The organism is Nocardia sp. NBC_00881, from assembly GCF_045207455.1.
Taxonomy (GTDB): domain Bacteria; phylum Actinomycetota; class Actinomycetes; order Mycobacteriales; family Mycobacteriaceae; genus Nocardia.
In genome coordinates this window covers 434,269-458,040 of sequence record NZ_CP108798.1, presented here as the reverse complement: position 1 = coordinate 458,040, position 23,772 = coordinate 434,269, and the positions used below count along the sequence as shown (strand labels likewise).

Genomic DNA, 23,772 nt, shown 5'->3' with positions numbered 1-23,772 from the left:
TCCAGGAAAGGAACAGGAATACGACGGGCGTGCTGACTGAACTCGGGCGTGTGCCCTTGTGTAGGAGAGCCGTGTCGGGGTGGGTCGGGTCTCGATCATGGCGCCATCCGCCGCCTTGACGACACACCTCGGTGCGACAAACCCTTAGAGAGGTGTGGCTACTCCCCGGCAGTTAGATAGACCGGTAGCGTCCGGTGCCCATTCGAGACGAAACTGACCACAGGTTCCAGCTCCGACAGAGCCACGGCCAACCGCAGATCCGGGAAGCGCCGGAAGACAGCCGGGAGGGCGATGGACGCCTCCAGCCGGGCCAGCGGGGCGCCGATGCAGTGGTGGACCCCGTAGCCGAAGGCCACGTGTTGGTCCTTGGTCGAACGCGTGGCATCGAACTCGTCGGCAGTGGCGCCGTGCACCTTCGGATCGCGGTTGGCGGCTGCGTAGGAGGCCAGGATCGCCTCCCCTTTGGGGATGTGGATCCCGCCGATCTCGATGTCATCGACGGCGTAGCGCAAAGGCAGATGTGCGACCGGTGCCTCGAAACGCAGCGTTTCCTCCACCAGATCCGACCAGGAAACCCGGCCCTCGACCACGTCGGCGCGCTGCTGTGGACGGGTCAGCAGCGCCAAGATAGCCTGATCGAGCAGGTTGACCGTCGTCTCGTGCCCGGCGTTGATGACCAGCATCAGCGTGTCGACGAGCTCCTTCTCGGTCAGCTGCGATCCGTCGTCCTCATCCTGGGTGGCGATCAGCACGCTGGTGATGTCATCGCCAGGTTTCTCCCGCCGATAGGCCACGAGTTCACTGACGAGTCGATACATTTCGAAGTAGTTGGCTTGGGCTTGCTCGGGCGTGAACGAGCCGTCGAAGAATCCGTCGACACATTTGTGCATTGCGGGGCCCAAGTGGTCCGGCACCCCCATCAACTCGGTGATGACCTGGATCGGGACCGGGTATGCGAATCGCTCGCGCAGGTCGACCATCACACCCCGCGGGGTCGCCGACAGCTCGTCGAGCAGGTTGTCGGTAATCGACTCGATGCGCGGACGCAGCGCGAGGGTACGACGGTGAGTGAACGCCGGCGCAACCAATTTCCGTAGGCGACGGTGGTCGGCACCGTACGCGGTGAACATGTTGTCCGCCGACACCCAGGGGTGTAGCGGCCAGTCCTGCGTGATCTCGCCGTTCATAAATGCCGCCCAGTGCTGCCGTGGGTCCTTCGACACCCTGGTGTCGGCCAACAGGCTCTTGAGCACAACGGCGTCGGTCACCGACCACGCGGGCACGCCGCCGGGTAATTCCACCAGAGTGACCGGCCCCCGCTCACGGATCCGCACCGACTCGCCCTGGATATCGGTGCCGGTTGTGTCCAGAGCTATCGGTTCACGCTGCATCGGACGCTCCTTTACGGCATGTTCAATGGCGGGGACTTCGGGAAGACGACCGGTAATGCGGCCATGGCCCGGTGGAACGGACCGGGCCGCCACACCAACTCGTCCGTCGGCACGGCCAGCTGCATCTCGGGGATGGCATCGAGCAGCTGATCGATAGCGTCCTGCACGATCAGGTACGCCACAGACTTGGCCGGGCAGGCGTGCGGCCCGGCGCCCCAAGCCAGATGCGAGCGATTACCGGTATAGTCCCCGCCCCGGATCGCGGGATCGTTGTTGCAACCGGTCATACTGACGACGATCGGTTGGTGGGCGGGTAGCCAGGTGTTTTCGATCAGGATCGGCTGCCGCGGATAGGTCATACAGTAGTTCGCCAGCGGCGGGTCATCGAACAGCACCTCGTCGAGGGCGTCGCGGGTCGACAAGCTCCCACCGAGGACGTCGCCACCGAACCGTTTGTCGGTGAGCATCAGCAGCAGGGTATTGGTGATCAAATTCTGCTGCGGCTCGATACCCGCACCGTAGAAGCTGATCAGCTGAGAAAGCATCTCCGCGTCATCGAGTTCGGCCGGGTGATGCGCCAGCCGCGAGGTGACGTCGTCGCCGGGCTCTGCGCGCCGGAGTTCGACCAGCTCCATCAGCGCCTCGCTGAGCGTCTGCATACCCCAGGCGGCATTGACCGTATCGAAGAGCGCGGCCATGCCGGTCGCGACCCGCTGGCCCAGTTCCGCCGGGCAGCCCACCATCTGGTTGATGATCTCGAAGACGAGTGGGAACGCGTATTGAGTCACCAGGTCCGCCGAACCGTCCGCGCAGAAGGTATTGATCAGCGGGATGGCGATCTTCTCGACCTTGGAATGGAGTTCGTGCAGATCGATTCCGTCGATGCTCACGGTGTATGCCTGCCGATAGCGAATATGCGCGTCTCCGCTGTTGCGCAGCGCGTTCGGGTACCACTGCATCATCGGCTTGATGGGTGAGTCGTCGGGGATGTTCTGCTGCCATCGACGTGGATCGACCGGAAAATGCTCGGGATCGTTGAGGATTCGCAGCGCGGTGTGGTATCCGATCACCAACGTCGCAGGGACATCTGGCGCCAACTCCATCGAGACCAGCGAACCATGCTGCTGGCGCATCTCGTGATACGCGCGATGCGGATCGGCGGCGAACTCAGGGGTATACAGCAGAACTCTGGGGCCATCGTTGTCGATCGGCGAGCCGTGCGCGACGGGACAGGTTCCGGTCGTGCTGTCGTGCGGCACGACAGGTGGGGACTGCGGCGTGGTCAATGAGTTGACTCCAGACGATGGAACAGGAATTCGACGAGAGTGATCAGCGAGCGCAGACACGTACCTCGGTCACGTGCGTCGAGCGAGGTCAGCGGCGTGTCGGGTTCCAGGTCGAGCGCGTCGCGTACTTCCTCGAGGGCGTAACGCCTGGCACCCTCGAACTGGTTGACGGCGACGGAATACGGCACGCCACGTTGCTCGAGCACCGACAGAACCTCGTCCGACTTCTCGATACGCCGGGTGTCGACCAGTACCAGCGCGCCGAGCGCACCGCGGGCCAACTCCTCCCACAGCGGAACGAAGCGCTTCTGTCCGGGCGTGCCGAACAGGTAGAGCGCCAGTTGCGGGCTGAGCGTGATGCGGCCGAAGTCCATGGCGACGGTGGTCTCCGATTTGCCGGTCAAACCGGCCATGTCGTCGACGCCGACGCTGGCCTCGGTGATGGTCTCCTCGGTGCGGAGTGGCCTGATCTCCGAGACGCTGTTGACGAACGTGGTCTTTCCGACACCGAAGTTGCCTGCGACAAGCAGCTTCACCGACCGGACCACGGTATCGGGCACGTAATCGACGGCGTTATCAGACCGCGAGAGCACGGAGCCCATTGAGTACCTCCTCCAGCAGGGCGATCTCCGGCAGGTTTTCGGCCGGGGTTGGGATGACCATATGGTCGCTGTCGAGGAGGTCGGCCACGATGATCTTCACGACGGACGGCGGCAGATCGAGATAGGCGGCGATCTCGGCGATCGACAGGGCACTGCGGCACAGCGTCAGGACCCGGCGGGCGTCGGGGCTCGCACCGGCCGCCGGATCCTTGGCGGCGACGGCCAAGGTGACCAGATCCAGTTCGCGAGTGGGACGCGAACGTCCCCCGGTGCGCACGTAGGCGCGCACCAGATCGGGATCACGCCGGGACCTCGTCATGGCACTTCGCTGCCGTCGGGCCTCCTGCGGGGCTGGCTGCCGAGCTCGCGCCCGACCCGCGAGGCAAGCTCGTTCATCCGATGCGCGACGAGACCCACGTCGATATCGGTGGTGGTGGCGACGCCGAGTAACGCACCCTCACCCGCTGCGGTGATGAGGATCATCCCCTGGTCGTACTCGGTCATGTTCTGCCGTACACCGTTGTTCGCGCCGCCGCAGAACTCACCGAGCGCCTTGCCGAGCGACCGCAGTCCCGAGGCCGCCGCGGCGAACCGCTCGGCATCGTCCTTGCTGATGCCGCTCGAGTGCGCGATCCGCAGACCGTCCTCCGACAGCAGGACCGAGAACCGGACACCGGGAATACTGAGGTCCTCGAGTAGCCAGCCCAGTTTGTTGCTGCTGTCGGTCACCGGTGTGCTCATCAGGATGTCATCCCTTCGGTGTGATCGGTTGCGGCAGCGCGGCCGCTCTGAGAGCCGCTCTGCCACGCGGCCGCGATATCGGGGCGGGCGAGTCCGGTTTCGGTGCGTGGGCCACCCGGTGCCGATTCGGACACCGACGTCACAGTTCGGCGCCGCCGCTTGGGTAGGCCGCCGCTGGTAATCTCGTGCACGGTGGACCGCTCATCCTCCCTCGGCTGCTCGTTCACTCCGGCCAGCACCGGTACCGGCTCAGGCTCAGGCTGTGCGGGACTGCTGGCTTCGACAGACTGTTCGACATTCTGCGGGGCGACCAATAGGGACTCGGGGATGTACACCATCGCGCGCATGCCGCCGTAGACGTTGGGACCGTCGATGTACACGGTGAAACCGTAGCGGCGGGCCAGGGCGGCGATACCGGGAAATCCAACCTTGGGCGCGGGACCGAGCTGGTGGATGTCGACCGGTCGCTCGTTCGCGAGCACCTGCCGCGCATCTTCCATTTGCTCGGCGTTCATCCGCACGCCCGCGTCATCGATGATGACGGTGACGCCGTGGTGCCCCTCCTGGAAACTGACGTCCACGAAAGACATCGGCGGAGAATAGCGCAGCGCGTTGTCGAGCAGAGTGGCCAACGTGTGTACGAGCGGTTCCACGGCCCGGCTGATGACGATCCGATCCAGCTGGCCGGAGCGCACGCGCAGATAATCACGAACGCGGCCGGTTGCGCCGCCGACGACGTCGGTCAGCGATTGCTGTGGCCAGCGCCGACCGGGCAGGCCACCGCACACGATCACGAACGCCTGCGCTTGGCGGATCATCTGCTGGATGGTGTGGTCGATGCGGGTGAGCGTCGCGTAGACCTCGTCGTCGCGGTGTTCGCGCAACGCGGCGCTCACCACCTGGCTGACGTCGGCGCCGAGGCTGACCACGGAGGTGCCGAACGAGCGGACCGCGGCGCTGGTCGCCTGGCGCGACGCTGCCGACACCTCCGTGCGCGCGGCCTCCTCGGCGGCTTTGATCGCCTGGTGCGCTTCGTTGTTGGTCTGCTCCCTGGTCTCCGAGCGCATCAGGCTCAGATCGTCGGCGTACCGCTCGGAGATCCAGCGCAGACACTGCGCGAGCCGCGAATTCTCCATGCCCGCCTGCACTTCGACCGGAGGCACCTGCGACTCGAACCGGCGGATCGAGTCGGCCACCGCGGGTAGCGTGGTGGCGGCGAACCGCTCCAGCGTGTCCTCCGTTGCGCGCTGTTCCCTGGTTAGAGCCTCGACCCGGTCTCGCTGTCCGTTGGCATACTGCACTGCGTATAACGCCCCCGCTACGGCGATCACCAGAGCGGCGGCGAGGACCCATGAAAGCACCACGGCGATATCTTGGTTCATCAGTTCTTTCGTCGTTGACTTGTCTCGAGGAATCGGCTCTCTGCCATCCTGCTTCGCTCGCCTTCCCTCGCCTGCCGACCATGGACTGACCGGGTCGGTCGCGTCCGTGTCGGAGGACCGGAGCTCCGCTTCGGCACTCACCGCGCCTACCGCACAGTGCCCGCGGGGCAGGCGATTACGCGTTGAATCGCCGACCGTACGGACCGTGTCCGAACGGTTACCAGAACCCGACCATTCGCACATTAGCAGTATTTCAACGAAGTCTCTCCCCATCCCCACCGACACTTTTACGCTTTCCCGAACCGGGACGACCGGTGCCGCAGGTCGCAGCACGGATGCGCAATAATGTTGGGTTGCAATGGAATCCGATCACCGTTCGCTCCGCGAGGGCCAGTATCGCGGATGGGCACCGACCGAGATGGTGGCGTGCCCGCATGCGCCGACGGTCCTCGACACTGGGAATTCCCAGGCAGAATGGGCGTTCACTGATCTATCAACGAGTCTTGACGGCGCATGGATTCGATTACCTCCTCAGGTGCCCGACGAGATGTCCAGCGCGTTGGACCTATCACTCGAATACCGTCGGCCGACTCCCTTCTCGGCACAACCACACCCGTCCGCCCTCACATCGGAAGACCGCCGGTACCGGATACCATGCGCTCATGGCAAAGCTGAGGGTCTCCGTCGACGTCCCGATCTCCCCCGAGGATGCCTGGTCGCACACCTCCAACCTCGCCGAACTCGACAAATGGCTGACCATGCACGAAGCGTGGCGCGGTCCCGTCCCCGCCGAACTGACCGTCGGCACGCAACTGGTCGGCATCGCCTCCGTGAAGGGCCTGCGCAATCGGGTGTCCTGGACTGTCCAGGCCGCCGAACCGCCGCGCCGCCTGCGACTGATCGGCGCGGGTAAGGGTGGCACCAAACTGGGCCTGCAACTGCTCGTCGCCCCGAAAGGCTCGGGCTCCGAAGTCACCGTCGACATCGAACTCGGCGGCAAACCACTGTTCGGCCCGATCGGCTCCGGCGTCGCCCGCGCGGTCAAAGGTGACATCGAACGCTCCCTCGACCGCTTCGTCGCCCTCTACGCCTGAGTTCCTACCCCGAGATCCGCTGGTGCGGCATGCACGTCACCGCGAGAGCCGATCCACCCGCCGATCATTCATACCGCGTCCTCACCGACCGTCGCGAGCCAGGATGCGCTGCCGGCCTGTATTTCCTGAGAGCGGCCATGAGATCAGAGATCCGATTCGTGCATTCGGTGTGGCTATTACAAGACTTCAGATCTGATGCCGGCCCGCCGATTCCGCGAGCTGGCGGCCGGCGAGCCGGGCGTCCTGCCGGATCTGGCGCAATCGCTGCCCGAGCGCCTCACGATCCGGCGAAGGCGTCGAAGACTTCCTCGGCGCGGTCGCGATCGCGGTACATGTCCCAGGCGGTGTCGGCCAGGCGATCGGGGTCCAGGGTGTGGCCTTCGGGGCTTCCGAAGCGGGCCGGGTCGGCGGTAACCATGGCGTGGATGTCGCCGCGTTCGACGAGGCCGCCGACGGTGAGGGTGCCCACGTAGACATTGCGCTCGGCCAGGGCCGCGTTGAGGGTGAGAGCGTAATTGCGCAGGGCTGCGGTCGCCAGGGCGAGGTGCCCGAGCATCGGCATCGGGCGGACGCTGGACAGGCCCCCCGCGAAAAGCAATGCGCCGTCACCGCGGTCGAGCATGCCGGGCAGGACGGCGCGCACCACTTCGACTGCGGGCCAGACCCAGTCGAATGCGGATTGCGCTGTCGCGATGTCGATTTCGGTGATCGGCACGGGCTGCTGAACCGGGCCGGGGCCGTAGTAGGCCACGGCGACGTCGCCGTCGCGGCGGATCTCGCCGAGTATCGCAATCAGGCGTGACCGGTCGGTGACGTCGGCTACGTGAGCGCTGGCGTCGATGCCGCGGGACGCGAGATCCGCGAGATACGCGTCGTGCCTGGTATCGCTGCGCGAGACGAGCGCTACACGGAAGCCTTCGCGACCGAAGCGCCGTGCCATCGACATTCCGAGGCCGGGTCCGACGCCGATGATCAGGGCCGTTCTGCTGTTCGACATTATTCTCCTTTAATTTGAGGGGTGCCTCGACTTCTGACGATAGCACGAATTCGAGGCCGCCCTCAGATTTTGTAGAATGTCGCCATGACCAGACCGCTGCGCCGGGACGCGGCACGCAACCGCGAGAAGCTGTTGCGGGAGGCGGCCGACGTATTTACCGAGCAGGGCCTCGACGGCTCGCTGGAAGAGGTCGCGCGGCGCGCAGGGGTCAGCATCGGAACGCTGTACAACCATTTCCCGACTCGCGACACGCTGATAGACGCGCTGATCCCGCCGCGGGTGGCGGCGTTGGACCAGATCGCCGCGCGAGCGGCGACCGAACCGGACGCGTGGGCGGCGTTCACCGGGTTCGTGGGCGACCTGCTCGACCGGCTGACCGCCGATCGCGGACTGCTCGAGGCGTTGACCGGCGACCATCCCGCGGCGGCCCAGCTGGTCGAGGCGTGTCATCGTGGCATGTCGCAGCTGTCGACAGTTCTCGAACGCGCCAGGAAGTCGGACGCCGTGCGAGCCGACGCGAGCGACGAGGACGTCGTCAACCTCCTATGGGCGCTAGCGCTGCTCGGCGAGGCCACCGGCCCCATCGCATGGCGCCGATGCCTGGATTTCGTGCTCGACGGCCTCCGGGCCAACTGACCCACGGAAAGGATTGCGCATACCGTGCCATACGCCAAGGCTTCCGACGGGGTTCGCCTCGCCTATCAAATAGCGGGCGCGGGCAAACCGCTGGTCCTGCTCGCCGGGCAGGCCAACAACCACCACTGGTGGGATGGCATTCGCGATGACTTCCAACCCGAGCACCGCACGATCACGCTCGACTGGCGCGGCACCGGGGATAGCGACAAACCCGACGAGGTCTACAGCACAAAGGAATTCGCCGAAGATGTCGTCGCGGTGCTCGACGAGATCGGCGTCGAGCGAGCGGCCGTCTACGGCACATCCATGGGCGGACGTGTGGCCCAATGGCTCGCGGCCCGCCAACCGGATCGGGTGCACACCCTGGTGCTCGGCTGCACTTCCCCCGGAGGCAGGCACAGCGTCGAGCGCGGCCCTGAGGTCAGGAGGTCGCTGGCGCAGCCGGATCCGTTCGCCGCGAGACAGGCTCTGCGGGAACTGATGTACAGCCCGGCGTGGCTGGCGACCAGGTCCGGACCGTGTAATACGCTCGGCGATCCCACCATGCCCGCCTACGCGAGACGCAGGCACCTCTACGCCAGCAACAAGCACGACGCCTGGGATGCGTTGCCGGATATCCGAATTCCCACGCTGGTAGTGCACGGCACCGAAGACAGGTTCAATCCGACCGCGAATGCTTCCCTGCTGGCCGAACGTATCCCCGGCGCGCGACTGCACCTCATCCCCGGTGCCAGGCACGCGTACTTCGACGAATTCCGCGCCCTCGCGAGCCCACTCGTTTTGAGCTTCCTGGACGAGGCATGTTCCTGATCCCCGGGACGATATGCGGCCGAAACCGCCCGCCTTTACGCCATCGACGACATCCTCCGAGCTGAGACGGCCTCGCGCCCGAAAGTGGTCGTCGCGGCCAATTGCCACGTCCGCATGGCCGCGAAGCCCGGCGGACGGCGACGTCCCGAGATCACCGCGTAGGTGGCGATCCCGGGACACCACGGAACTACACGTGGATCGCAGTCGCCGCGTCGGCGGCCTCCTGGTTCTTCGGCTTGGTCCGCGGCAGGAAGAACGCGGGGACCAAGGTGAGCACGATCAGAACCAATGCCACGACGTAGGTGTGACTGAACGCCTGCGCGGCCTGCTGCAGACCCGCCTCGACCGCACCCGGCGGCAGTTTGCTCGCCAGTGAGGGGTCGAAGTTGGCCGCGACCGCCGGGCGGGCGAGCGGCTCGTTGTTCAGCAGGTTGGTCAGCACGACCGACATCGTCGCGGTCCCGATCGACCCCGCGGTCTGGTTGACGATATTCATCAGTGTCGAACCACGGGCGACCTGCTGATGGGTCAGGGTCTGGATCGCGGCGGTCATGATCGGCATCATGGTGCAGCCCATACCCAGACCCATGACGAACAGGGCGGTGAGCAGGAAGACGTAGGAGCTGTCTGCGTCGAGCTGCACGAAGTAGGCCGTGCCGATCGCGATCAGCGCTATACCGAAGATCACGATCTTGCCGGGACCGATCTTGTCGACCAGTCGGCCGGCGATCGGCATGGTCAGCATCGCGCCCAAGCCCTGCGGCGCGATCAGCAAACCGGCCTGCAGCGCCGATTCACCGCGGACCTGCTGCAGATAGGTCGGCAGCAGCAGCCCCGCGCCGAAGAACGCGACCGCGAACAGCACCATGGTGAGCACCGCGAAAGTCAGTGCACGGTTGCCGAACAGGTGCAGATCGATCAGCGGATGCTCGGTGCGCAGCGCGTGGAACACGAACGCGATCATGAGCAGCACGCCGATGATCGCGGGAATCAGTACCTTCACCGCCAGGACCGTCCCCTCGCCGGGGATGGAGGAGACACCGAACAAGAACAGTGCGAGACCGGGCGAGGCCAGCAGCATTCCGAGGAAGTCGAACGACTCCGACGGCTCTGGTTTGTCGGCGGGGAGCACGATGACCGCGAGCAGCAGCGCGACCGCGCCGATCGGCACATTGATCAGGAAGATCCAGTGCCAGCTGAAGTTCTCGATCAGCCAGCCGCCCAGGATGGGGCCGCCGATCGGGCCGAGCAGCATCGGAACACCGAGCACCGCCATCACCCGGCCGACCCGTTGCGGGCCCGCCGCGTGCGTCATGATGGTCATGCCGAGCGGCATGAGCATGCCGCCGCCGATGCCCTGTATCACGCGAAATGCGATGAGCGACTCGATGTTCCATGCCGTGCTGCACAGCACCGAGCCGAGCACGAAGAAGGTCAACGCCATGATGTACAGGCGTTTGGTGCCGAAACGGTCGGCGGCCCAGCCGGTCAGCGGGATCACGCTGGCCAGCGCGAGCGTGTAGCCCGTCATCGTCCACGCCGCGATAGCGTAGCTCGTGTCGAACTCGCGCTGGAAGGTGGGGATCGCAACGCTGACGACGGTGATGTCGAGGATGGACATGATTGCGCCGAGCACGACTACGCCTGCCACCTTGAAGACGGCCGCGTCCAATTTGTCGGCCGACGGGTCAGGCCGAGCCGCCTGAGTATCCGGAGGTTGTGTCACCGCTTCAGCGTCGCACCTCCGTGGTCTTCACACCAGCTGTTTACGGTTCCTCATGCTGAAAATTCGTCAAAGGGCCCCCGCCGGGCAGGAGAGACAAATCGTTCAGCCCGCTGCCGCCTCGGGGACGAACCCGTCTCGCCTGTCGGCGCGGCACCGGAAATCATCCCACGCCGTGCGGGCCCCGGTTCGCGCTGCGGAGCTCGGCGGAGCGCAGACCATCAGTGCAGCCGATATCGGCTGGTGGGCACGAGATCCAGGTTCCGGTCGCCGCCGAAAGTGGCCACGCTCGTCATCAGCAGGCCGATCCGGCGCACCAGCTCCGCGTCGTCACCGCCGCTGCCGTAGAACGCATGCGGATCGCTGAGCGCCTCGATCGGGAACAGCTCCTCCACGATGCCCGCGATGACGGGGGCGTCGTTCGTGGCCGGTCCGGTGACGAGGTTCTGCACGTAACCGAACGTCGCCTGGGTTTCGATGGCGATCGGAGTGTGGTGGGTGCGCCAGCGGTCCAGCCACTCGGCGTGCGACAGGTCCTCCGGTTTCCGCAGGAAGGCGATGTTCGCCAGACCCGGCGAACGCACCAGCGGAGCGACGACCGGCGGAACGATCGGCGTCACCTCCTCGACGTGCCAGCCCACCACCCGCTCGGCGAGGGTGCCGAGCACGTCGGCCGACGCGTCCGGTTGCGGATCCGCGGCCCACCAGACTCCGACGACCGCCTGGACTGGCGAATCGAACGTCGTGATACGCAGCATCGCGTTTTCGACCGCCGCGTCTGAGACGTTCACCTGCACCGCCTCGGCACCTGGGAGCCGCCGCGCCAGGTCGGCCGCGAGGAGGTCACGGACGCCCCACAGCGCGAAGATCGACTTCATCGGCGCACCACTTTCTAGAACATGTTTCACTAACTGTGTGCAGCCCAGCCTACCGATCACGGATCGGGGTCTGCATCGCTGGCAGCATGCGCCACTCAGCGTCACCTGGGGAATCAGCCAACTCCGTGCGGCGCCGGAGACTGTGATCGGGCCGACCGAGGGTCCCGATCTCGGCTGCTGTCAGTGGTCAGTTCTGCATCGGGTCGGCAATCGATGTGCGGGTCCGAGGCGGATCGATGGGCCATGACGTCGGCCCACCACGAGCTGAGTGGGCTCGGGTCGGGCCAGACCACGGGTTCTCGTTCCTGATCGGCGGTACGCACACTCGGGTTCTCGATCATGATGCCGTTCCTCTGCGGTGGAGCAGATATCGCGGAGGACCCTCGTGTTCGTGGGTGCCGGTCGGTCGCGACGCGTCGCCGCCGATCCCGGCGGCTCGTCGAGCAGCGCAGGTCCCCCGCGGTTCCGGGCGGTACGACCGCGCTGTCGGCCCGATACGTACGGCGGGTACCACCGGAAATACACAACAAACATATCGGTCGGTAAAAGACTCCCATGCTGTAGCCGCAGCCGCGATCGTCCATGCGGGACGATCGCTATCGTCGGCAGGTCCAGCGAGCGAACCCTCGAGCGTGGGTCGTGAACGCCACTACGGCTGCCGCCAATCCTCGTCGGTGAGCAGGGTGCTCGCCTGCGGCCCCATCAAGAGCATCCCTCCATCCACCACATACGACGCGCCGGTCACGTAACCCGCCGCCGGCGTGGTCAGGAAAGCGACAACCGCGGCAACCTCCTTGGCATGGCCTGGGCGGCCCAAGGGCAGTCCGGGACGCCGTTGCGCTCGCGGATCGACGTCCTCTTGGCCGGTCATCGGAGTCGAGATCTCACCAGGGGCGACAGAATTCACTGTGATGTCGTGCTCGGCAAGTTCCAGGGCGAGCACTTTGGTCAGTGCGCCGAGCCCGGCTTTGGCCGCGCAATACGGCGCGGAGCCAACACGTGGAGCATGCTCGTGGACGCTGGTGATATTGATGATGCGGCCGCCTTTTCCCGCGGCGATCATGTGTTTCGCGGCGCGTTGGGAGCACAGGAATGCCCCGTCGAGGTCGACCGATAGTACGTGGCGCCAGGTGTCGAAATCCATGTCCATAGCTTTCTGCGCCGAGCCGGTGCCCGCGCAATTCACCAGCACGTCGATGCCACCGAGTTCTTCGGCCAGTTCGTCGATCACCGACGCCGCGGTTGGCAGGTCGCCAAGGTCCAGACGACGCACTGCTGCCGTGACGCCTTGGTCGCGTACCTGTTCGGCGGTCCGGTCGGCTCCCTGACGGTCGGAGTGAAAGGTGATGCCGACATCGGCACCGCCGCCTGCCAAGGCGACGGCCGTGGCCGCGCCGATGCCCGAGTCGGATCCGGTCACCACAGCACGTAGTGGCGCGCCGACGCGATCTTGCGGAAGCGGAGCGATTGTTGCCATGGCCGGCGAATACCCGGTCATGCGATGTTCACGCTCCGCTGGCGCGAGGCCGAAGGGGTGTCCTAGGTGATTGGTCGGGTCCACCACGGGTAGTGCCGGTAGGGATCGGAAGTGCCGACTCGAAAGGATGACCGCAATGGCCGCTGGCACCGATGAAAGCGTGATCGACCTATTGCTGCATCAGCATGACGAGGTCAAGGATTTGCTCGATCGGCTGCGCAACGAGCGTGGTCCGAAACAGGAACAGTTCAACGAACTGGTTCGCCTCCTGGCAGTCCACGAAAGCGCCGAGGAACAGGTCGTTCACCCGGCTGCGCGACGAACCGAAGCGGGCGACGAGATCGTGGAGGAACGACTGCACGAGGAAAACGAGGCCAAGCGTGTACTGACCGAACTTTCCGACCTGGGTGTGGACCATCCCGAGTTCAACGCGAAATTCGACAAGTTCGCCACCGCTGTGCTCGCCCACGCCGCGCATGAGGAGAACGAGGAGTTCCCCGCACTGCGCAACTCGACCTCCCAGGAGCAATTGCGTCGGATGGCCGACGCGGTTCGCGTGGCCGAAGCGGTCGCGCCGACCCGGCCGCACCCGCACGCCGGCGAGTCAGCCACCGCCAACGTCGTTGCGGGCCCTCCTTTGTCCCTGTTCGACCGTGCTCGCGACGCTGTGCGCAACTGGGCTCAGGCGCATCGACCCTGATCATCGTGGCGGCGCCGAGGGCGAGTCGCCCGCGCCGCCGCGTTCGAGCCGAACTCGAGGGCACCCGACCGCGCGCGAAAAGAGCACGAAAAGTCGCATTGCGACAAACCGTACGGTCCGACGGGTGAATACTCGGAATCATGACGCACGGCGGCGATCTCTCGACAGACGAAGTAGTGGAACTCGAGCGTGCGATCGGCGTAGGTAGTCCGCAAGACATCGGCAGCTTCCGGTTCTGCTTCGCGACCAAGCGCTGGGAGTGGTCCGCGGAGGTCGCGCGCCTGCACGGTTATGAGCCCGATGCGGTCGAGCCGACCACCGAGCTCCTGCTTTCGCACAAGCATCCCGAGGATCGCGATCGGTTGGAGGCGATGATCACCTCGGTCGAAGACGGCGGTCCATTCTCCAGCCGGCACCGCATCATCGACGCCGGCGGTCGCGTGCACGAAGTTATGGTGGTCTCCGATCGGATGATCGACGACAACGGTGACGTCATCGGCACCTGGGGCTACTACATCGATCTGACCGACACCCTCGCCGCGTGTCGCCGGGAAGCTCTCGATGACACCTTGCCGCAATTGGTCGAAGCCCGGGAAGTGATCGAGCAAGCCAAGGGAGCACTCATGCTGGCCTATGGCATCAACGCCGATCAAGCATTCCGCGTACTCAAATGGCGCTCCCAAGACACCAACACCAAACTGCGAACTCTCGCCGCGCGGGTAATCGCCGAGTTACCCGCAGTCGCCCGCGACGAGATCGGACTTCGGACACGACTCGACCACCTGCTGTTGACCGCACATCAAAGAAATGAACCAGTCGCCTGAGCGGGCGGCACGCCGGTCACAAAACCAGGTCGACAGTCCGATCGAGCAGATCGCCACCGGGGCCCCGCGCTCCGGCCGTCGACGGATCGCGGCGACGAGTGATCCTTCGATGTGCGCGGCGCTGCCCAAGAGTTATCGCTCGTCGAGGTCGTCGAGCTGTTCGCCGCCGCGAGCCGCTTGCAACGCGGTGGCCAACTCGGCGCGAAGGCGATTGGCAGTCGGTTTGTCGCCTGCGTCCTCGGCGGTGGTGATGTCCTGGCGGAGTTGGGCGATCATATCCGGTGAAACCATGGGATCCTCCTGTGCGCGTTTTACGATGCTTCCCTTCCGCGACCGAAGGGCACGCGGGGCACGAAAGCGGTAATCCGATTCGCGGGTGCGGAATGACCCGTTTCATCGCGCCGAAACACAGCCAGCCGGACACCGGGGCGTCGTCCTTCCAACCCGGTTTGACGCCAACTGGACCGGGTAGTCGCGCCGGGGAACACCCCTACCAGTGGAGAGGTTCCACACCATGATGATTACGCGCGGTGCGAAGCTCATCCGTCTCGATAACAACGACGTGGCAATTCAAGTCGCGGCGATCCGGCGCGGTCCGGTCCCCTACGCAGAGATCGAGCCGCGCGGAGGAGGACGTCGCCGCGCGATTTTGCTGCAGGAACTCGAACGGGACTATCGGCTCGAACCCGGACTGGCAAGGGATATGTAGGTGCGCCGGCGGTCCCTGTTCCTGAGGGACCGGTTCAGCGGTGTGGGCCCGGGTACTGCGTGAGTGTGGGGCCGAGCGGGAACTCCCGCTCGGCCCAGCCGGGCCGGTCAGGCAACTGCGGTAGGCCTTCGCGCGGGTTCGGCCGCGACTTGCTGACGCAGCATGGCCAGAGTCCGCGACAAGATGCGGGAAATCTGCATCTGCGACACACCCAGCAACGCCGCGATCTGAGACTGGGTCTTGGACTCGAAGAACCGCCAGATCAGCACCCGGCGTTCACGGTCGGGCAGCGCTTCGATCAACGGCCGCACCGCCATGGCATCTTCCATCAGCCGATAGCACGGCTCGTCGGCGCCGAGGCGGTCGAGGATCGACGGCGGCGTGTCGTCCTCCTCGTCGCCGAACACCGCATCGAATGAGTTCGCCTGGTAAGCGTTGCGCGCGATGAACGCGCGGGTGACTTCGTCCAGACCGAGGTCGAGTTCGGCAGCGATCTCACGAGCGGTGGGTACATGTCCGAGCCGATGCGTCAGCAGTTCTGTGGCCGGGCCGATCAGTGCTTGTATCTCTTTCGCTCGCCTCGGCACCTGGACCGCCCACGTGTGGTCTCGAAAATGGCGACGGACCTCGCCCATGATCGTCGGAATCGCGAATCCCAGGAACGGCGCACCCAGGGAGACGTCGAAGCGGTCCACGGCGTGTACCAACCCCAGCCGCGCGCTCTGGAGCAGGTCATCCACCGGCTCGCCGCGGCCACTGAATCGATGCGCGATATGGTCGGCCAGCGGCAGACACATCCCGATGATTTGGTCGCGCACCAGTCGCCGATGCGCATCATCGGCTTCGAGGGCAGACAGCTTCTCGAACCACGGCTCGATGTCGTCGTAGCTCTCCCCGGGGCAGGGCCGATGTGGGGACTGTCGCTTCCAGTCTGCCGACTCGCTCATCAAGGACCTCCTCGCTGCCAACCAGCTTTGCCGATGCACCCGCGGTACCCGACCGGTAGTGGCCGAAACCCGAAGACTCGGGTGCGAGCAAGAACGGTGTCCGGGCATTTCCGCGGCTCGGCGCCATCGTTCCCGCTGAGAGCGGAATCCGCCGTTGGCTACTTCCGGTGCTTGGTTTCGAGCCACTGCCTGCGGGTAGGCGGCATTCGCCGCCCGGGTGTTCGGCACTCGCGGTCTCCGCTGCCTGCCTCGCAGACAAGCAATTCGCGCTGGTGCCGTGCAATCGGAAATCGTCTATACGAGAGGGGCGCAGCAATGAGCGAACCGCATGAGACTTACGACCCACCGCAGGACACCGGGCTACCCGACTCCGTCGAGACCGACCCGGCGGCGCTCAGCAGCGCCGAGGACCTCGATGAGGACCGACTGCACGAAGATCCACTCGAGCGAGGAATGGATCCGCCCGAACACTGGTCCGGTGCAACGAAGTATGGCATGACACCCTGGGAGGAAGGCCATCCGCGGCCACTCGACGAACGTCTGGCCGAGGAAGAGCCCGACACTCCGATCGAGCCTTCGCAGGCGAAGCCGCCTTCCGACCATTACGAGGAACGACTCGGGATCGCCGCCGACATCGCCGGCGGCTCGGTGCCCCAGGATGTACGCACGCCGGAGCCACCGGAGTGAGGCACCGCGCACGGACCGACAGCCGCGAGCACGATGGGCCGCCTGGGCGGGCAGTGCGATGGCTGCCCGCTCTGCATGGTGCGCTACTGCGCCCCCTGTCGAGCAGCGCGAGTTCCTCGGCGAGGATCTTGACGGCATCGCGAATCTGGTCCTCGGTATGGCAGGCGGTGACGAAGAACCGAAGGCGCGCAAGGTCTTCTGGAACCGCCGGGTACAGGATCGGATTGACGTTGATGCCGCGGCACAGCAACGCGTTGGCCAGTTTCAGGGTCTTCAGCGAGTCGCCCACGATGCACGGGATGATCGGGGTGTCGTTGCTGTCGCCAGTGTCGATCCCGGCATCCCGGGCAAGCCGCAGAAACAGCCGCGAGTTGTGCCGCAGACGTTCGAGTGGCTCCCGGTCCGCCCGTAGTTGTCGAATCGTCGCCGCGGAGGCCGCCGCATTCATCGGTGTCATGCCGACGCTGTAGACGAAACCGGGCGTCGTGTACTTCAAGAAGCGATCAGCTCCGCACTGCCCGCCACGTAGCCACCACAACCGGCGAGCGCTTTCGACATGGTGCCGGACCACAATTCGACGTCGCGCCGGTCGATGCCGAAGAATTCGCCGCTCCCGCCGCCGCTCCTGCCGAGCACCCCGATGCTGTGCGCCTCGTCGATCATCATCAGAGCCTTGTGCTTCTTCTTGACCGCGATGATCGCGGGCAAATCAGGGATATCACCATCCTGGCTGTACACGCCCTCGATGAGGATGAGGACCCGGCGGTACTGGTGGCGGATTTCGCTCAGCAGCCGGTCGAGTGCGGCATGGTCGTTGTGCGGGAACGGCCGACGCGCCGCGCCCGAAAGCTTGCAGCCCTGCAAGATGCTGTCGTGCGCCAGGCTGTCGTGGATGACAAAGTCTTCCGGTCCGACGATATGCCCGATGATCGTGACATTCGTGGAGTGTCCACCGACGAGTGCGATCGCATCGTCGGTGCCGAGTAGGGCGGCAAGTTCGGCCTCGAGCTCGCGGTGCGCCGGCTTCTCGCCGGAGAGCACCCGGCTGGCCGAGCATGAGCTGCCATAGCGGGCGACGGCGTCCTGCACTGCCGCTACGACCGTCGGATGACCGGACATGCCCAGGTAGTTGTAGCTGGCGAAGTTGAGTACCGGTGCCCCATCGATAACCGAGGTGTCTCTGGTGACTCCGTCGTTGATCAGAAAGTACGGATTGGACAGGCCGAGCACCTCGGCACCCGATAGCCGATCGGTGATCGCTTTCACCTCGGCGAAGTCCGAGATCCGGTACTCCGGTGCCACGGCTGCGAGCTGGGGTTCTGGTACGTCTTGGCCGGTGTGGGCGCTGCGGGCCGGTGCGGCGGCACAGGGGCCGGATGAGCCGACGATCCGACCCGTTACCCAGGTCACGACGTCGCCGAGTGTCGTCGTCGGCGTGAACCAGGACGGATCGACGGTCAGCCCGGGAGCTTGCGGACGAGCCCACCGAACAGGTCGGCCAGCATCATAGAATCGAAGCCGAGTTCGTCGCTGAGGGTTTGGGCATCGCGGAGCCGGTCGGCCGGGAGCCCGCTCACCCTGGCCAACTGTCCGCGGACGACACCGGCGACCGCCTCCGGGGTCGTCCGCGGGGCAGCCTGCTGCGGGGAGCCGAGATCGGACGGTCCCGCCACGAGGCTCGCCAGCACTGCGTTCTGCTCACGGAAGAGCGCGATGAGATTGTCCATGGTGATTTCCTCGGAGGGCGTGGAAGGCGTTGTGCGAGCGGTCGGTTCGGGCCAGAACCGATGCTCGGTCGAGAACTGGTACGCCCGCAGACGACGGCGGACACGTTGTGCCGGTTCGTAGAGTTGGTCCCAGTCGGGGTCGAGCCCGTCGCGGTACAGCGCGGCCAGTGTGTCGGCGAGTTCGCTGCCGGTCGCGCCGGGCCCTGGGCTGGGGGCAAGGCAGCGCGCTACCAGGTCGGACCAAGGAAGCGAGGACACGGCGCGGGCCGACTTCTATGACATAGGTGGGGTCGGCGCCGAGGGCGGCCTCGATGGCGTCGCCGAACCGGACAGAGCACGGATGTGTTCGGTCCAGTACGCGGCGTCCATCGTCTCGTGTCCGTCGAGCAGGCGGCCGTGCACGGTCGAGTAGATCGGAAGGCTGGGAGTGCGGAAGGTACATTCCCGGGCAATGGCCTCGAACTCCCCCAGCATCGGTTCCATCAGCGGACTGTGGAACGCGTGGGACACGGTGAGCGCCTTCGTGGTCACCGCACGCGAGGCGAGCTCGTCCCGGATCCGTGCGATCGCCGCGGCGGCACCCGAGAGCACGAGGTCCCCCGGCCCGTTGACGGCGGCGAGCGCGACCGCCGGTTCGTCCGCGAGCAGGTCGGCAACGTCGGCCATGGCAGCTCGTACGGCGAGCACCTCAGGAATCTTCCAGCAAACCCAAGGGTGGGCACCGCCCCACCCTTGGTGTCGATCGGCACAGTTCAGTGGACGGGCTTGACCTCCACGACCGAGCGGGCGCAGCCTGCACACCACCGATGCACCTGCTCAGGTCCACTTATTCCACGACGACGACTCCGGTTCCACAGGCAGGTACCCGACATTCGCTGCGCGAGCGCCGGGGCACCGGATCGTTCGGTTGCCGGTTTACTATTCGGTCGGCCGAAGCCCGGCTTCGGCTTCCATTACTGCCAGGTGCACCGCCGCGAACACGCAGCTTCACAACACCGCAGCTACCAGGGCCCAATCCTTACGACCCAACCCCATCCCACGCTTGATATGTCCTGATCCTCACTCTTCTTGACGAAACCATCCGGACACCCACCACGTCCTGACTAGGCGATTAGCTCCCTCGCCGGGTCGTGCGGTAATCTCTTCGAGCGCCCGCACGACGGACGCGAACGGGCTGTGGCGCAGTTTGGTAGCGCACTTGACTGGGGGTCAAGTGGTCGCAGGTTCAAATCCTGTCAGCCCGACCGCAAAAACCCCTTCCGACCAGCGTCGGAAGGGGTTTTCTCGTTCGCGAAGACCGGCCGGATTCGAACGGTTCTCACAGAAATCTCACGTTTTCGAGCCGGTGGAGCCCCGAGCCCATCGTTCGAGCACGTCCCGATTGTCCGGAACCGTCTCGGGTGCATCGATGTAGTGCGTCTTGGCCACCGCGCGCGTGTTGCCGAGTTGGCGGGCGGCGCGTTCGGGGTCACCGTAGGCGTGGTCCACCGCGGTCGCCGCACCTTTGCGGAACGTACGCGGAGTCACCCACGCGAAGTTCTCCCCTCGGGCCGCGCGCCAGATCCGGCCGAAGTTGTTCGGGTTGCGCACCGACCCGTTGCGAGCGGGAAACAGCAGCCCCATCGGGTTGGGGCGATCGCAGGCCTCCTGGTCCTTCACGGCTTCGCGGATCGCCTCGACGGTGTGGTCGGGCAGCAAGATGCGCCGCCACCCGTTGTCGGACTTCGGGGCCGGTTTGCGCACCCACTTCCCTTTCACCTCCACCAACGTCCCGGTGACATCGAGATAGGGATCCTGCACATCGAGATCGATATCCTCGAGCAGCAGCGCGAACACCTCATGCGGGCGCATACCACTGCCGGTGATCACGTCGACCACCCACACCACCGCCCAGTCCCGCGGCGGTCCGCAGGTGTAGGGCGCAGTGCCGGGTATCGCTTCCCCGGCTGCCCAGGCCCGCACCTGGGCACGGAACGCCGGCAACGCGTCCTGATCCTGCACTTTGCCGCGGGCCGGCGGTTTGCGCCGGGTGAACGCGGCGACCCCGTCGATCGGGTTGCTGTCGAGCACCCCGTGACGGACAGCGATCGCCATCATCGCGCGCAGGATGATCTTGTGCTGTTTGGCTTTCCGCCGCAGGCCCATGGCAACGAGACGTTTGAGGTGGCGGTCCAGCTCGCCAGCGGTGGCCTGCCAGATCTGGAGATTGCCGACCGAGTTCTCGATCTTGATCGTCTTCTTGCTGGCACGCTTGTCGGTGGAGACATAGATCTCGCGGCGATAGTCCTCGACGTTGCCTGGCGTGTAGGCGTCGTCTCCCTCCATCTCCATGATCAACTCGGCCGCGAGGTCGATCAGCTTGGTGTTACGCGTGTTCCGCGCGTATCCCAACTGCTCCCGGTGATCACGCATGGCTTCGGCGAGACGGTTACGCGCCTCGTCGGCGGTATCGCCCATCCGCTCGAGTTGCTGCGGCCCCTGCGTGCTGTAGAAGCGGACCGTCGCACGCCATTTCCCGTTCTTCTGCTTCTTGGGCTTGCTCGGCTGGCCAAAGGTGCCAACCGGCTTCGGCAGTCTGCCTCCCATCGATCGCCTTTCGATCCGTCGAAAATGCCCGAGCCACCTCGCCATTACCGTGCTTTCGCATGGCTGGGTACGCCGATTCAGGTAGTGCGGGGTGGGCTTTTGAGATTCCGCGACCCGGCGGCCAGATTCAAGAGAGAAATATTTGCCAGAAGTTAGCTCCATGATACGGGGTGCGTGGCTCGGGACCGGTGACAGGCGACAGGAACGTGTTCGCCGGATCGCGCTCAGGTGGACCCCGCGCTGCTTCCCCCGCCGTTGGCGAGTTGCTGTTCTTCCCAGGCAATGAGGTCGGTGACCCGGTAACGCCTGTATCTACCCATACGCGCGAACCGAGGGCCGCGACCGGCGGAGGCCCACGACGCCAAGGTCTTGAGCGGAATCTTCAATCGCTCCGATACTTCACGCGTACTCAACCAGACCTCGTCACTCGCCGGTACCGCATCGGGCTGGGATCTCGCAGTGGCCCGCGGAGCTGGCCGCGATGGATCGGGCCGCGATGTTGGGGACTCTCCGGACATAACGGGGTACCTCATTTCTTCAGTCCCCAAGCAGCAGACGTACCCGACAACCATTAAACCTCTGGCCGGACGCCATTGCCAGTCACACTCCCGCCGATCCTGGTCGCCGAACATCGATGCAGCAGTGAGGTTCTCGATCGTGGCATGGCTACCGGAACCCGATCGGAAGTACGCCTACGACGACCAGGCTGAGTGACGTAACGGCGTCGCCCAGTGCCCGGAGAAGCGAACCGCCCGGCCCCAGGCGCCCGCACGGCTCGTTCCAATCAACACCGCAGAGCCGCACCCGCAATCAGCGCTAAGGTCGCTCCGCGACAGAAGGATCCGGCAAACACGCCAGATTGAGGCGCTGGTCAGCACCGACTTCCAGCTGGGAGTCCCCTCTCGCGCACGGATTCGCAACAAATCTGTCATTTTTCGGTGCCGTGTGTGCGAGTGCACTCGAACACACGGAGGATGACCAGTGATTTCATGTCCTGACCTGCGCCGATATGTGTGGCATATCTGCCGGATTCCGCGTCCACAGCGACCTCGCGAAAGTTTGCTGGCGGGGGTGATCGGTGATGATCGCACCCGTCGTGCCGCCGCTGTCCCCGCTGCAGGAACTCATCCACGGACCACAGGCCACCACCCACGCGGTACGCACCGCCGACGGCGATGTCGTCTACGGCATGTGCATGGTCGGTGAGTCGGGCCGCATCCTCGACAAGACCAGCTTCGCCGCCCTGGGCTGGGGGCCGGGCATGCGCCTGGAGCTCACACTCCTGGACGCCGGAGTGCTGCCGGCCCAACCCGCCCAGCACGGACAAGCCGCCATCACCACGGGCGGGTTCTTCCGCGTCCCCTACCGGCTGCGACGCCGGGTGAGCCTGTTCATCGGCGACCGCACCCTGCTCATCGGGCACCGCACCCGCAACCAACTGCTGATCCACCCACCCGCCGCACTGGATGAACTGTGCGCCGCCAGCCTGCGCCTGCTCCAGGCCGTGCACCGATGACGACACGCATCCAACCTGCGGCCACTGCCGAAACCGTCGCCGCCGCCCGATTGCTGCTGACCCAAATGGGCATCTCCCCCGCCGATCTCGTCACCGCCGGCGCGGCGGTCCCCACCTTCGGCGAAGTCATCCCGAACCTCCGGGCGCGGCTGTCGGCGGGCACGCTACGGACCTACAACACCCACCTCGAGCATCTGCTCGACAGGTGGCGCGATCACCGCCTCGACGAACCGACGAAAACCGACCTCGACGAGTTGGCGCGTATCATCCAGGCCACCGCCCGCACCAACCGCACCTCGTGGCGGCAGTGCGGTGGAGCATTTCACCAGCGCGGTGCGATGCGTGTACCGGTATGCCGAGGACAACGGCTGGATCCGTCCCTGCGACAACCCCGCCCGCCAACTCACCATGCCCGTACGCCGCCCGTCGCACAGGTATGCGATCCCCTCGGGCCAGCTCGCGGAGATCTGCCGGGTCGCGGCCACCACCGGCAACGACCCCGACCTCGACGCCGGTGATCCTGCGGCTGCACATCGAAACCGCCTGCCGCCGCGGCGGCGCGCTGGCGCTACGCCCACACGACCTCGACCCCGACCAGTGCCTTGTGTTTCTGCGGGAGAAGGACGGCACCGACCGGTGGCAACCGGTCTCCCCCACCTTGATGCGGCACCTGCAAGAGCACGCCGCGCAACGCCACAGCCCCCAATCGGGGCAACTGCTGCGCTACCGCAACGGCAAACCCATCACCGCACGACGTTTCGACTACCTCTGGAACAGGGTCGGGGAAGCCCTGCCGTGGGTCGCCGCCCAAGGCATCAGCATGCACTGGCTACGCCACACCACACTCACCTGGGTCGAGCGCACCTTCAGCTACGCCGTCGCCCGCGAGTACGCCGGACACCGCGGCAAAGCCAGCGGCACCACAGCCACCTACGTCAAGTCCTACCTACAGGAAGTAGCCGCTGCCCTGTCGGTACTCACCAGCGAGCCACATCCGCTCGTGTCCGCACACCAGCCGAGCACCCACCTCCCGTCCGCACGCTGACCAGACCGCACAAG

28 protein-coding genes and 1 tRNA gene are annotated in these 23,772 nt (G+C 65.6%); 12 read left to right on the top strand and 17 right to left on the bottom strand.

All coding sequences use genetic code 11. The annotated features are described in order from the left end of the window. Positions 1–158: 158 nt before the first annotated feature. Genes OH799_RS01560 through OH799_RS01535 form a run of 6 tightly spaced genes read right to left on the bottom strand, consistent with a single transcriptional unit; the run spans position 159 to position 5,402 of the window. Positions 159–1,391 carry a cytochrome P450 gene (locus OH799_RS01560; protein ID WP_406274631.1) on the bottom strand — a complete coding sequence of 411 codons (1,233 nt, stop codon included), beginning with the start codon at positions 1,389–1,391 and terminating at the stop codon, positions 159–161. A gap of 11 nt (positions 1,392–1,402) precedes the next feature. Continuing rightward, positions 1,403–2,677, bottom strand: a complete 1,275-nt coding sequence (locus OH799_RS01555; protein WP_406274629.1) for a cytochrome P450 — start codon at positions 2,675–2,677, stop codon at positions 1,403–1,405. Further along, entirely contained in the window at positions 2,674–3,279 is a 606-nt protein-coding gene (locus OH799_RS01550; protein ID WP_357273307.1) for an ATP/GTP-binding protein, read from the bottom strand. Before OH799_RS01550 ends, OH799_RS01555 begins: the two co-directional genes overlap by 4 nt. Continuing rightward, on the bottom strand, positions 3,254–3,598 hold the full coding sequence (locus OH799_RS01545; RefSeq protein ID WP_357273304.1) for a DUF742 domain-containing protein: 345 nt from the start codon (positions 3,596–3,598) through the stop codon (positions 3,254–3,256). The genes OH799_RS01550 and OH799_RS01545 overlap by 26 nt, the downstream gene beginning before the upstream one ends. Continuing rightward, complete coding sequence (locus OH799_RS01540; RefSeq protein WP_406274625.1) at positions 3,595–4,020, bottom strand: roadblock/LC7 domain-containing protein; 426 nt, start codon at positions 4,018–4,020, stop codon at positions 3,595–3,597. Before OH799_RS01540 ends, OH799_RS01545 begins: the two co-directional genes overlap by 4 nt. Continuing rightward, positions 4,020–5,402: a sensor histidine kinase gene (locus OH799_RS01535; protein WP_357273300.1), complete on the bottom strand. Its 1,383-nt coding sequence runs from the start codon at positions 5,400–5,402 to the stop codon at positions 4,020–4,022. Before OH799_RS01535 ends, OH799_RS01540 begins: the two co-directional genes overlap by 1 nt. Before the next feature lie 662 nt (positions 5,403–6,064). On the opposite strand from OH799_RS01535, the gene OH799_RS01530 reads away from it, so the two are divergent. Then, positions 6,065–6,496 (top strand): SRPBCC family protein, encoded by a 432-nt coding sequence (locus OH799_RS01530; protein ID WP_406274622.1) that lies wholly within the window; start codon positions 6,065–6,067, stop codon positions 6,494–6,496. Positions 6,497–6,773: 277 nt separating this feature from the next. Here OH799_RS01530 and OH799_RS01525 read toward each other — a convergent pair whose 3' ends face one another. Further along, on the bottom strand, positions 6,774–7,493 hold the full coding sequence (locus tag OH799_RS01525) for an SDR family NAD(P)-dependent oxidoreductase (RefSeq protein WP_406274619.1): 720 nt from the start codon (positions 7,491–7,493) through the stop codon (positions 6,774–6,776). 84 nt (positions 7,494–7,577) lie between these two features. Here OH799_RS01525 and OH799_RS01520 point away from each other — a divergent pair, with 84 nt between their 5' ends. Beyond that, complete coding sequence (locus OH799_RS01520) at positions 7,578–8,129, top strand: TetR/AcrR family transcriptional regulator (RefSeq protein ID WP_406274616.1); 552 nt, start codon at positions 7,578–7,580, stop codon at positions 8,127–8,129. A 24-nt stretch (positions 8,130–8,153) separates the two neighbouring features. Further along, on the top strand, positions 8,154–8,939 hold the full coding sequence (locus tag OH799_RS01515) for an alpha/beta fold hydrolase (RefSeq protein ID WP_406274613.1): 786 nt from the start codon (positions 8,154–8,156) through the stop codon (positions 8,937–8,939). A 187-nt stretch (positions 8,940–9,126) separates the two neighbouring features. Here the strand turns inward: OH799_RS01515 and OH799_RS01510 are convergent, their stop codons facing one another. The 3 genes from OH799_RS01510 to OH799_RS01500 all read right to left on the bottom strand — a co-directional run bounded on the left by OH799_RS01510 (position 9,127) and on the right by OH799_RS01500 (position 13,017). After that, positions 9,127–10,665 (bottom strand): DHA2 family efflux MFS transporter permease subunit, encoded by a 1,539-nt coding sequence (locus OH799_RS01510; protein WP_406274610.1) that lies wholly within the window; start codon positions 10,663–10,665, stop codon positions 9,127–9,129. A gap of 218 nt (positions 10,666–10,883) precedes the next feature. Continuing rightward, entirely contained in the window at positions 10,884–11,540 is a 657-nt protein-coding gene (locus OH799_RS01505) for a hypothetical protein (protein WP_406274607.1), read from the bottom strand. Positions 11,541–12,189: 649 nt separating this feature from the next. After that, positions 12,190–13,017, bottom strand: coding sequence for an SDR family oxidoreductase (locus tag OH799_RS01500; protein ID WP_406274604.1), 828 nt, complete (start codon positions 13,015–13,017; stop codon positions 12,190–12,192). 136 nt (positions 13,018–13,153) lie between these two features. Here OH799_RS01500 and OH799_RS01495 point away from each other — a divergent pair, with 136 nt between their 5' ends. Beyond that, positions 13,154–13,717 carry a hemerythrin domain-containing protein gene (locus tag OH799_RS01495; protein WP_406274602.1) on the top strand — a complete coding sequence of 188 codons (564 nt, stop codon included), beginning with the start codon at positions 13,154–13,156 and terminating at the stop codon, positions 13,715–13,717. 140 nt (positions 13,718–13,857) lie between these two features. After that, positions 13,858–14,541, top strand: coding sequence for a PAS and ANTAR domain-containing protein (locus OH799_RS01490; protein WP_406274599.1), 684 nt, complete (start codon positions 13,858–13,860; stop codon positions 14,539–14,541). A gap of 132 nt (positions 14,542–14,673) precedes the next feature. On the opposite strand, the gene OH799_RS01485 is transcribed toward OH799_RS01490, so the two are convergent. Next, complete coding sequence (locus tag OH799_RS01485; protein ID WP_406274596.1) at positions 14,674–14,832, bottom strand: hypothetical protein; 159 nt, start codon at positions 14,830–14,832, stop codon at positions 14,674–14,676. A 223-nt stretch (positions 14,833–15,055) separates the two neighbouring features. On the opposite strand from OH799_RS01485, the gene OH799_RS01480 reads away from it, so the two are divergent. Beyond that, positions 15,056–15,250: a hypothetical protein gene (locus OH799_RS01480; protein ID WP_327115101.1), complete on the top strand. Its 195-nt coding sequence runs from the start codon at positions 15,056–15,058 to the stop codon at positions 15,248–15,250. A 107-nt stretch (positions 15,251–15,357) separates the two neighbouring features. Here the strand turns inward: OH799_RS01480 and OH799_RS01475 are convergent, their stop codons facing one another. After that, complete coding sequence (locus OH799_RS01475) at positions 15,358–16,197, bottom strand: RNA polymerase sigma factor SigF (protein ID WP_406274593.1); 840 nt, start codon at positions 16,195–16,197, stop codon at positions 15,358–15,360. 315 nt (positions 16,198–16,512) lie between these two features. Between OH799_RS01475 and OH799_RS01470 the strand changes: the two genes are divergently transcribed. Next, positions 16,513–16,884, top strand: coding sequence for a hypothetical protein (locus tag OH799_RS01470; RefSeq protein WP_357273276.1), 372 nt, complete (start codon positions 16,513–16,515; stop codon positions 16,882–16,884). 58 nt (positions 16,885–16,942) lie between these two features. Further along, complete coding sequence (locus OH799_RS01465) at positions 16,943–17,296, top strand: hypothetical protein (protein ID WP_406274590.1); 354 nt, start codon at positions 16,943–16,945, stop codon at positions 17,294–17,296. A gap of 80 nt (positions 17,297–17,376) precedes the next feature. Here the strand turns inward: OH799_RS01465 and OH799_RS01460 are convergent, their stop codons facing one another. The 3 genes from OH799_RS01460 to OH799_RS01450 are packed head-to-tail and all read right to left on the bottom strand — an operon-like array spanning position 17,377 to position 19,277. Continuing rightward, positions 17,377–18,294 (bottom strand): aminotransferase class I/II-fold pyridoxal phosphate-dependent enzyme, encoded by a 918-nt coding sequence (locus OH799_RS01460; RefSeq protein WP_406274587.1) that lies wholly within the window; start codon positions 18,292–18,294, stop codon positions 17,377–17,379. A 47-nt stretch (positions 18,295–18,341) separates the two neighbouring features. Next, positions 18,342–18,869 (bottom strand): phosphopantetheine-binding protein, encoded by a 528-nt coding sequence (locus tag OH799_RS01455; RefSeq protein WP_406274584.1) that lies wholly within the window; start codon positions 18,867–18,869, stop codon positions 18,342–18,344. A 15-nt stretch (positions 18,870–18,884) separates the two neighbouring features. Further along, entirely contained in the window at positions 18,885–19,277 is a 393-nt protein-coding gene (locus OH799_RS01450; protein ID WP_406274581.1) for an acyltransferase domain-containing protein, read from the bottom strand. Positions 19,278–19,781: 504 nt separating this feature from the next. Between OH799_RS01450 and OH799_RS01445 the strand changes: the two genes are divergently transcribed. Next, positions 19,782–19,855: transfer RNA gene (locus OH799_RS01445), tRNA-Pro, on the top strand. A gap of 85 nt (positions 19,856–19,940) precedes the next feature. Here OH799_RS01445 and OH799_RS01440 read toward each other — a convergent pair. Together OH799_RS01440 and OH799_RS01435 are read right to left on the bottom strand one after the other, a co-directional pair. After that, the gene (locus tag OH799_RS01440) at positions 19,941–21,197 is read right to left on the bottom strand and encodes a hypothetical protein (RefSeq protein ID WP_406274578.1); all 1,257 of its coding nucleotides are present in this window, start codon (positions 21,195–21,197) and stop codon (positions 19,941–19,943) included. Between the two features lie 224 nt (positions 21,198–21,421). Continuing rightward, positions 21,422–21,715, bottom strand: coding sequence for a helix-turn-helix domain-containing protein (locus OH799_RS01435; protein ID WP_406274575.1), 294 nt, complete (start codon positions 21,713–21,715; stop codon positions 21,422–21,424). Positions 21,716–22,278: 563 nt separating this feature from the next. On the opposite strand from OH799_RS01435, the gene OH799_RS01430 reads away from it, so the two are divergent. From OH799_RS01430 to OH799_RS01420, 3 genes are read left to right on the top strand one after another with little or no spacing between them, the layout of a single operon-like run. Next, positions 22,279–22,713, top strand: a complete 435-nt coding sequence (locus tag OH799_RS01430) for a hypothetical protein (RefSeq protein WP_406274572.1) — start codon at positions 22,279–22,281, stop codon at positions 22,711–22,713. Next, positions 22,710–23,231 carry a hypothetical protein gene (locus OH799_RS01425; protein ID WP_406274570.1) on the top strand — a complete coding sequence of 174 codons (522 nt, stop codon included), beginning with the start codon at positions 22,710–22,712 and terminating at the stop codon, positions 23,229–23,231. Before OH799_RS01430 ends, OH799_RS01425 begins: the two co-directional genes overlap by 4 nt. After that, positions 23,228–23,758 (top strand): tyrosine-type recombinase/integrase, encoded by a 531-nt coding sequence (locus tag OH799_RS01420; RefSeq protein WP_406274567.1) that lies wholly within the window; start codon positions 23,228–23,230, stop codon positions 23,756–23,758. Before OH799_RS01425 ends, OH799_RS01420 begins: the two co-directional genes overlap by 4 nt. Positions 23,759–23,772: the final 14 nt, after the last annotated feature.

What these genes read in the sequence shown, in the direction of transcription:
- OH799_RS01560 (WP_406274631.1), bottom strand. Translation starts at nt 1,391, where the DNA reads ATGCAGCGTGAACCGATAGCTCTGGACACAACCGGCACCGATATCCAG.
- OH799_RS01550 (WP_357273307.1), bottom strand. Translation starts at nt 3,279, where the DNA reads ATGGGCTCCGTGCTCTCGCGGTCTGATAACGCCGTCGATTACGTGCCC.
- OH799_RS01545 (WP_357273304.1), bottom strand. Translation starts at nt 3,598, where the DNA reads ATGACGAGGTCCCGGCGTGATCCCGATCTGGTGCGCGCCTACGTGCGC.
- OH799_RS01540 (WP_406274625.1), bottom strand. Translation starts at nt 4,020, where the DNA reads ATGAGCACACCGGTGACCGACAGCAGCAACAAACTGGGCTGGCTACTC.
- OH799_RS01535 (WP_357273300.1), bottom strand. Translation starts at nt 5,402, where the DNA reads ATGAACCAAGATATCGCCGTGGTGCTTTCATGGGTCCTCGCCGCCGCT.
- OH799_RS01530 (WP_406274622.1), top strand. Translation starts at nt 6,065, where the DNA reads ATGGCAAAGCTGAGGGTCTCCGTCGACGTCCCGATCTCCCCCGAGGAT.
- OH799_RS01525 (WP_406274619.1), bottom strand. Translation starts at nt 7,493, where the DNA reads ATGTCGAACAGCAGAACGGCCCTGATCATCGGCGTCGGACCCGGCCTC.
- OH799_RS01520 (WP_406274616.1), top strand. Translation starts at nt 7,578, where the DNA reads ATGACCAGACCGCTGCGCCGGGACGCGGCACGCAACCGCGAGAAGCTG.
- OH799_RS01505 (WP_406274607.1), bottom strand. Translation starts at nt 11,540, where the DNA reads ATGAAGTCGATCTTCGCGCTGTGGGGCGTCCGTGACCTCCTCGCGGCC.
- OH799_RS01500 (WP_406274604.1), bottom strand. Translation starts at nt 13,017, where the DNA reads ATGGCAACAATCGCTCCGCTTCCGCAAGATCGCGTCGGCGCGCCACTA.
- OH799_RS01495 (WP_406274602.1), top strand. Translation starts at nt 13,154, where the DNA reads ATGGCCGCTGGCACCGATGAAAGCGTGATCGACCTATTGCTGCATCAG.
- OH799_RS01490 (WP_406274599.1), top strand. Translation starts at nt 13,858, where the DNA reads ATGACGCACGGCGGCGATCTCTCGACAGACGAAGTAGTGGAACTCGAG.
- OH799_RS01485 (WP_406274596.1), bottom strand. Translation starts at nt 14,832, where the DNA reads ATGGTTTCACCGGATATGATCGCCCAACTCCGCCAGGACATCACCACC.
- OH799_RS01480 (WP_327115101.1), top strand. Translation starts at nt 15,056, where the DNA reads ATGATGATTACGCGCGGTGCGAAGCTCATCCGTCTCGATAACAACGAC.
- OH799_RS01475 (WP_406274593.1), bottom strand. Translation starts at nt 16,197, where the DNA reads ATGAGCGAGTCGGCAGACTGGAAGCGACAGTCCCCACATCGGCCCTGC.
- OH799_RS01470 (WP_357273276.1), top strand. Translation starts at nt 16,513, where the DNA reads ATGAGCGAACCGCATGAGACTTACGACCCACCGCAGGACACCGGGCTA.
- OH799_RS01465 (WP_406274590.1), top strand. Translation starts at nt 16,943, where the DNA reads ATGGCTGCCCGCTCTGCATGGTGCGCTACTGCGCCCCCTGTCGAGCAG.
- OH799_RS01450 (WP_406274581.1), bottom strand. Translation starts at nt 19,277, where the DNA reads ATGGCCGACGTTGCCGACCTGCTCGCGGACGAACCGGCGGTCGCGCTC.
- OH799_RS01440 (WP_406274578.1), bottom strand. Translation starts at nt 21,197, where the DNA reads ATGGGAGGCAGACTGCCGAAGCCGGTTGGCACCTTTGGCCAGCCGAGC.
- OH799_RS01435 (WP_406274575.1), bottom strand. Translation starts at nt 21,715, where the DNA reads ATGTCCGGAGAGTCCCCAACATCGCGGCCCGATCCATCGCGGCCAGCT.
- OH799_RS01430 (WP_406274572.1), top strand. Translation starts at nt 22,279, where the DNA reads ATGATCGCACCCGTCGTGCCGCCGCTGTCCCCGCTGCAGGAACTCATC.
- OH799_RS01425 (WP_406274570.1), top strand. Translation starts at nt 22,710, where the DNA reads ATGACGACACGCATCCAACCTGCGGCCACTGCCGAAACCGTCGCCGCC.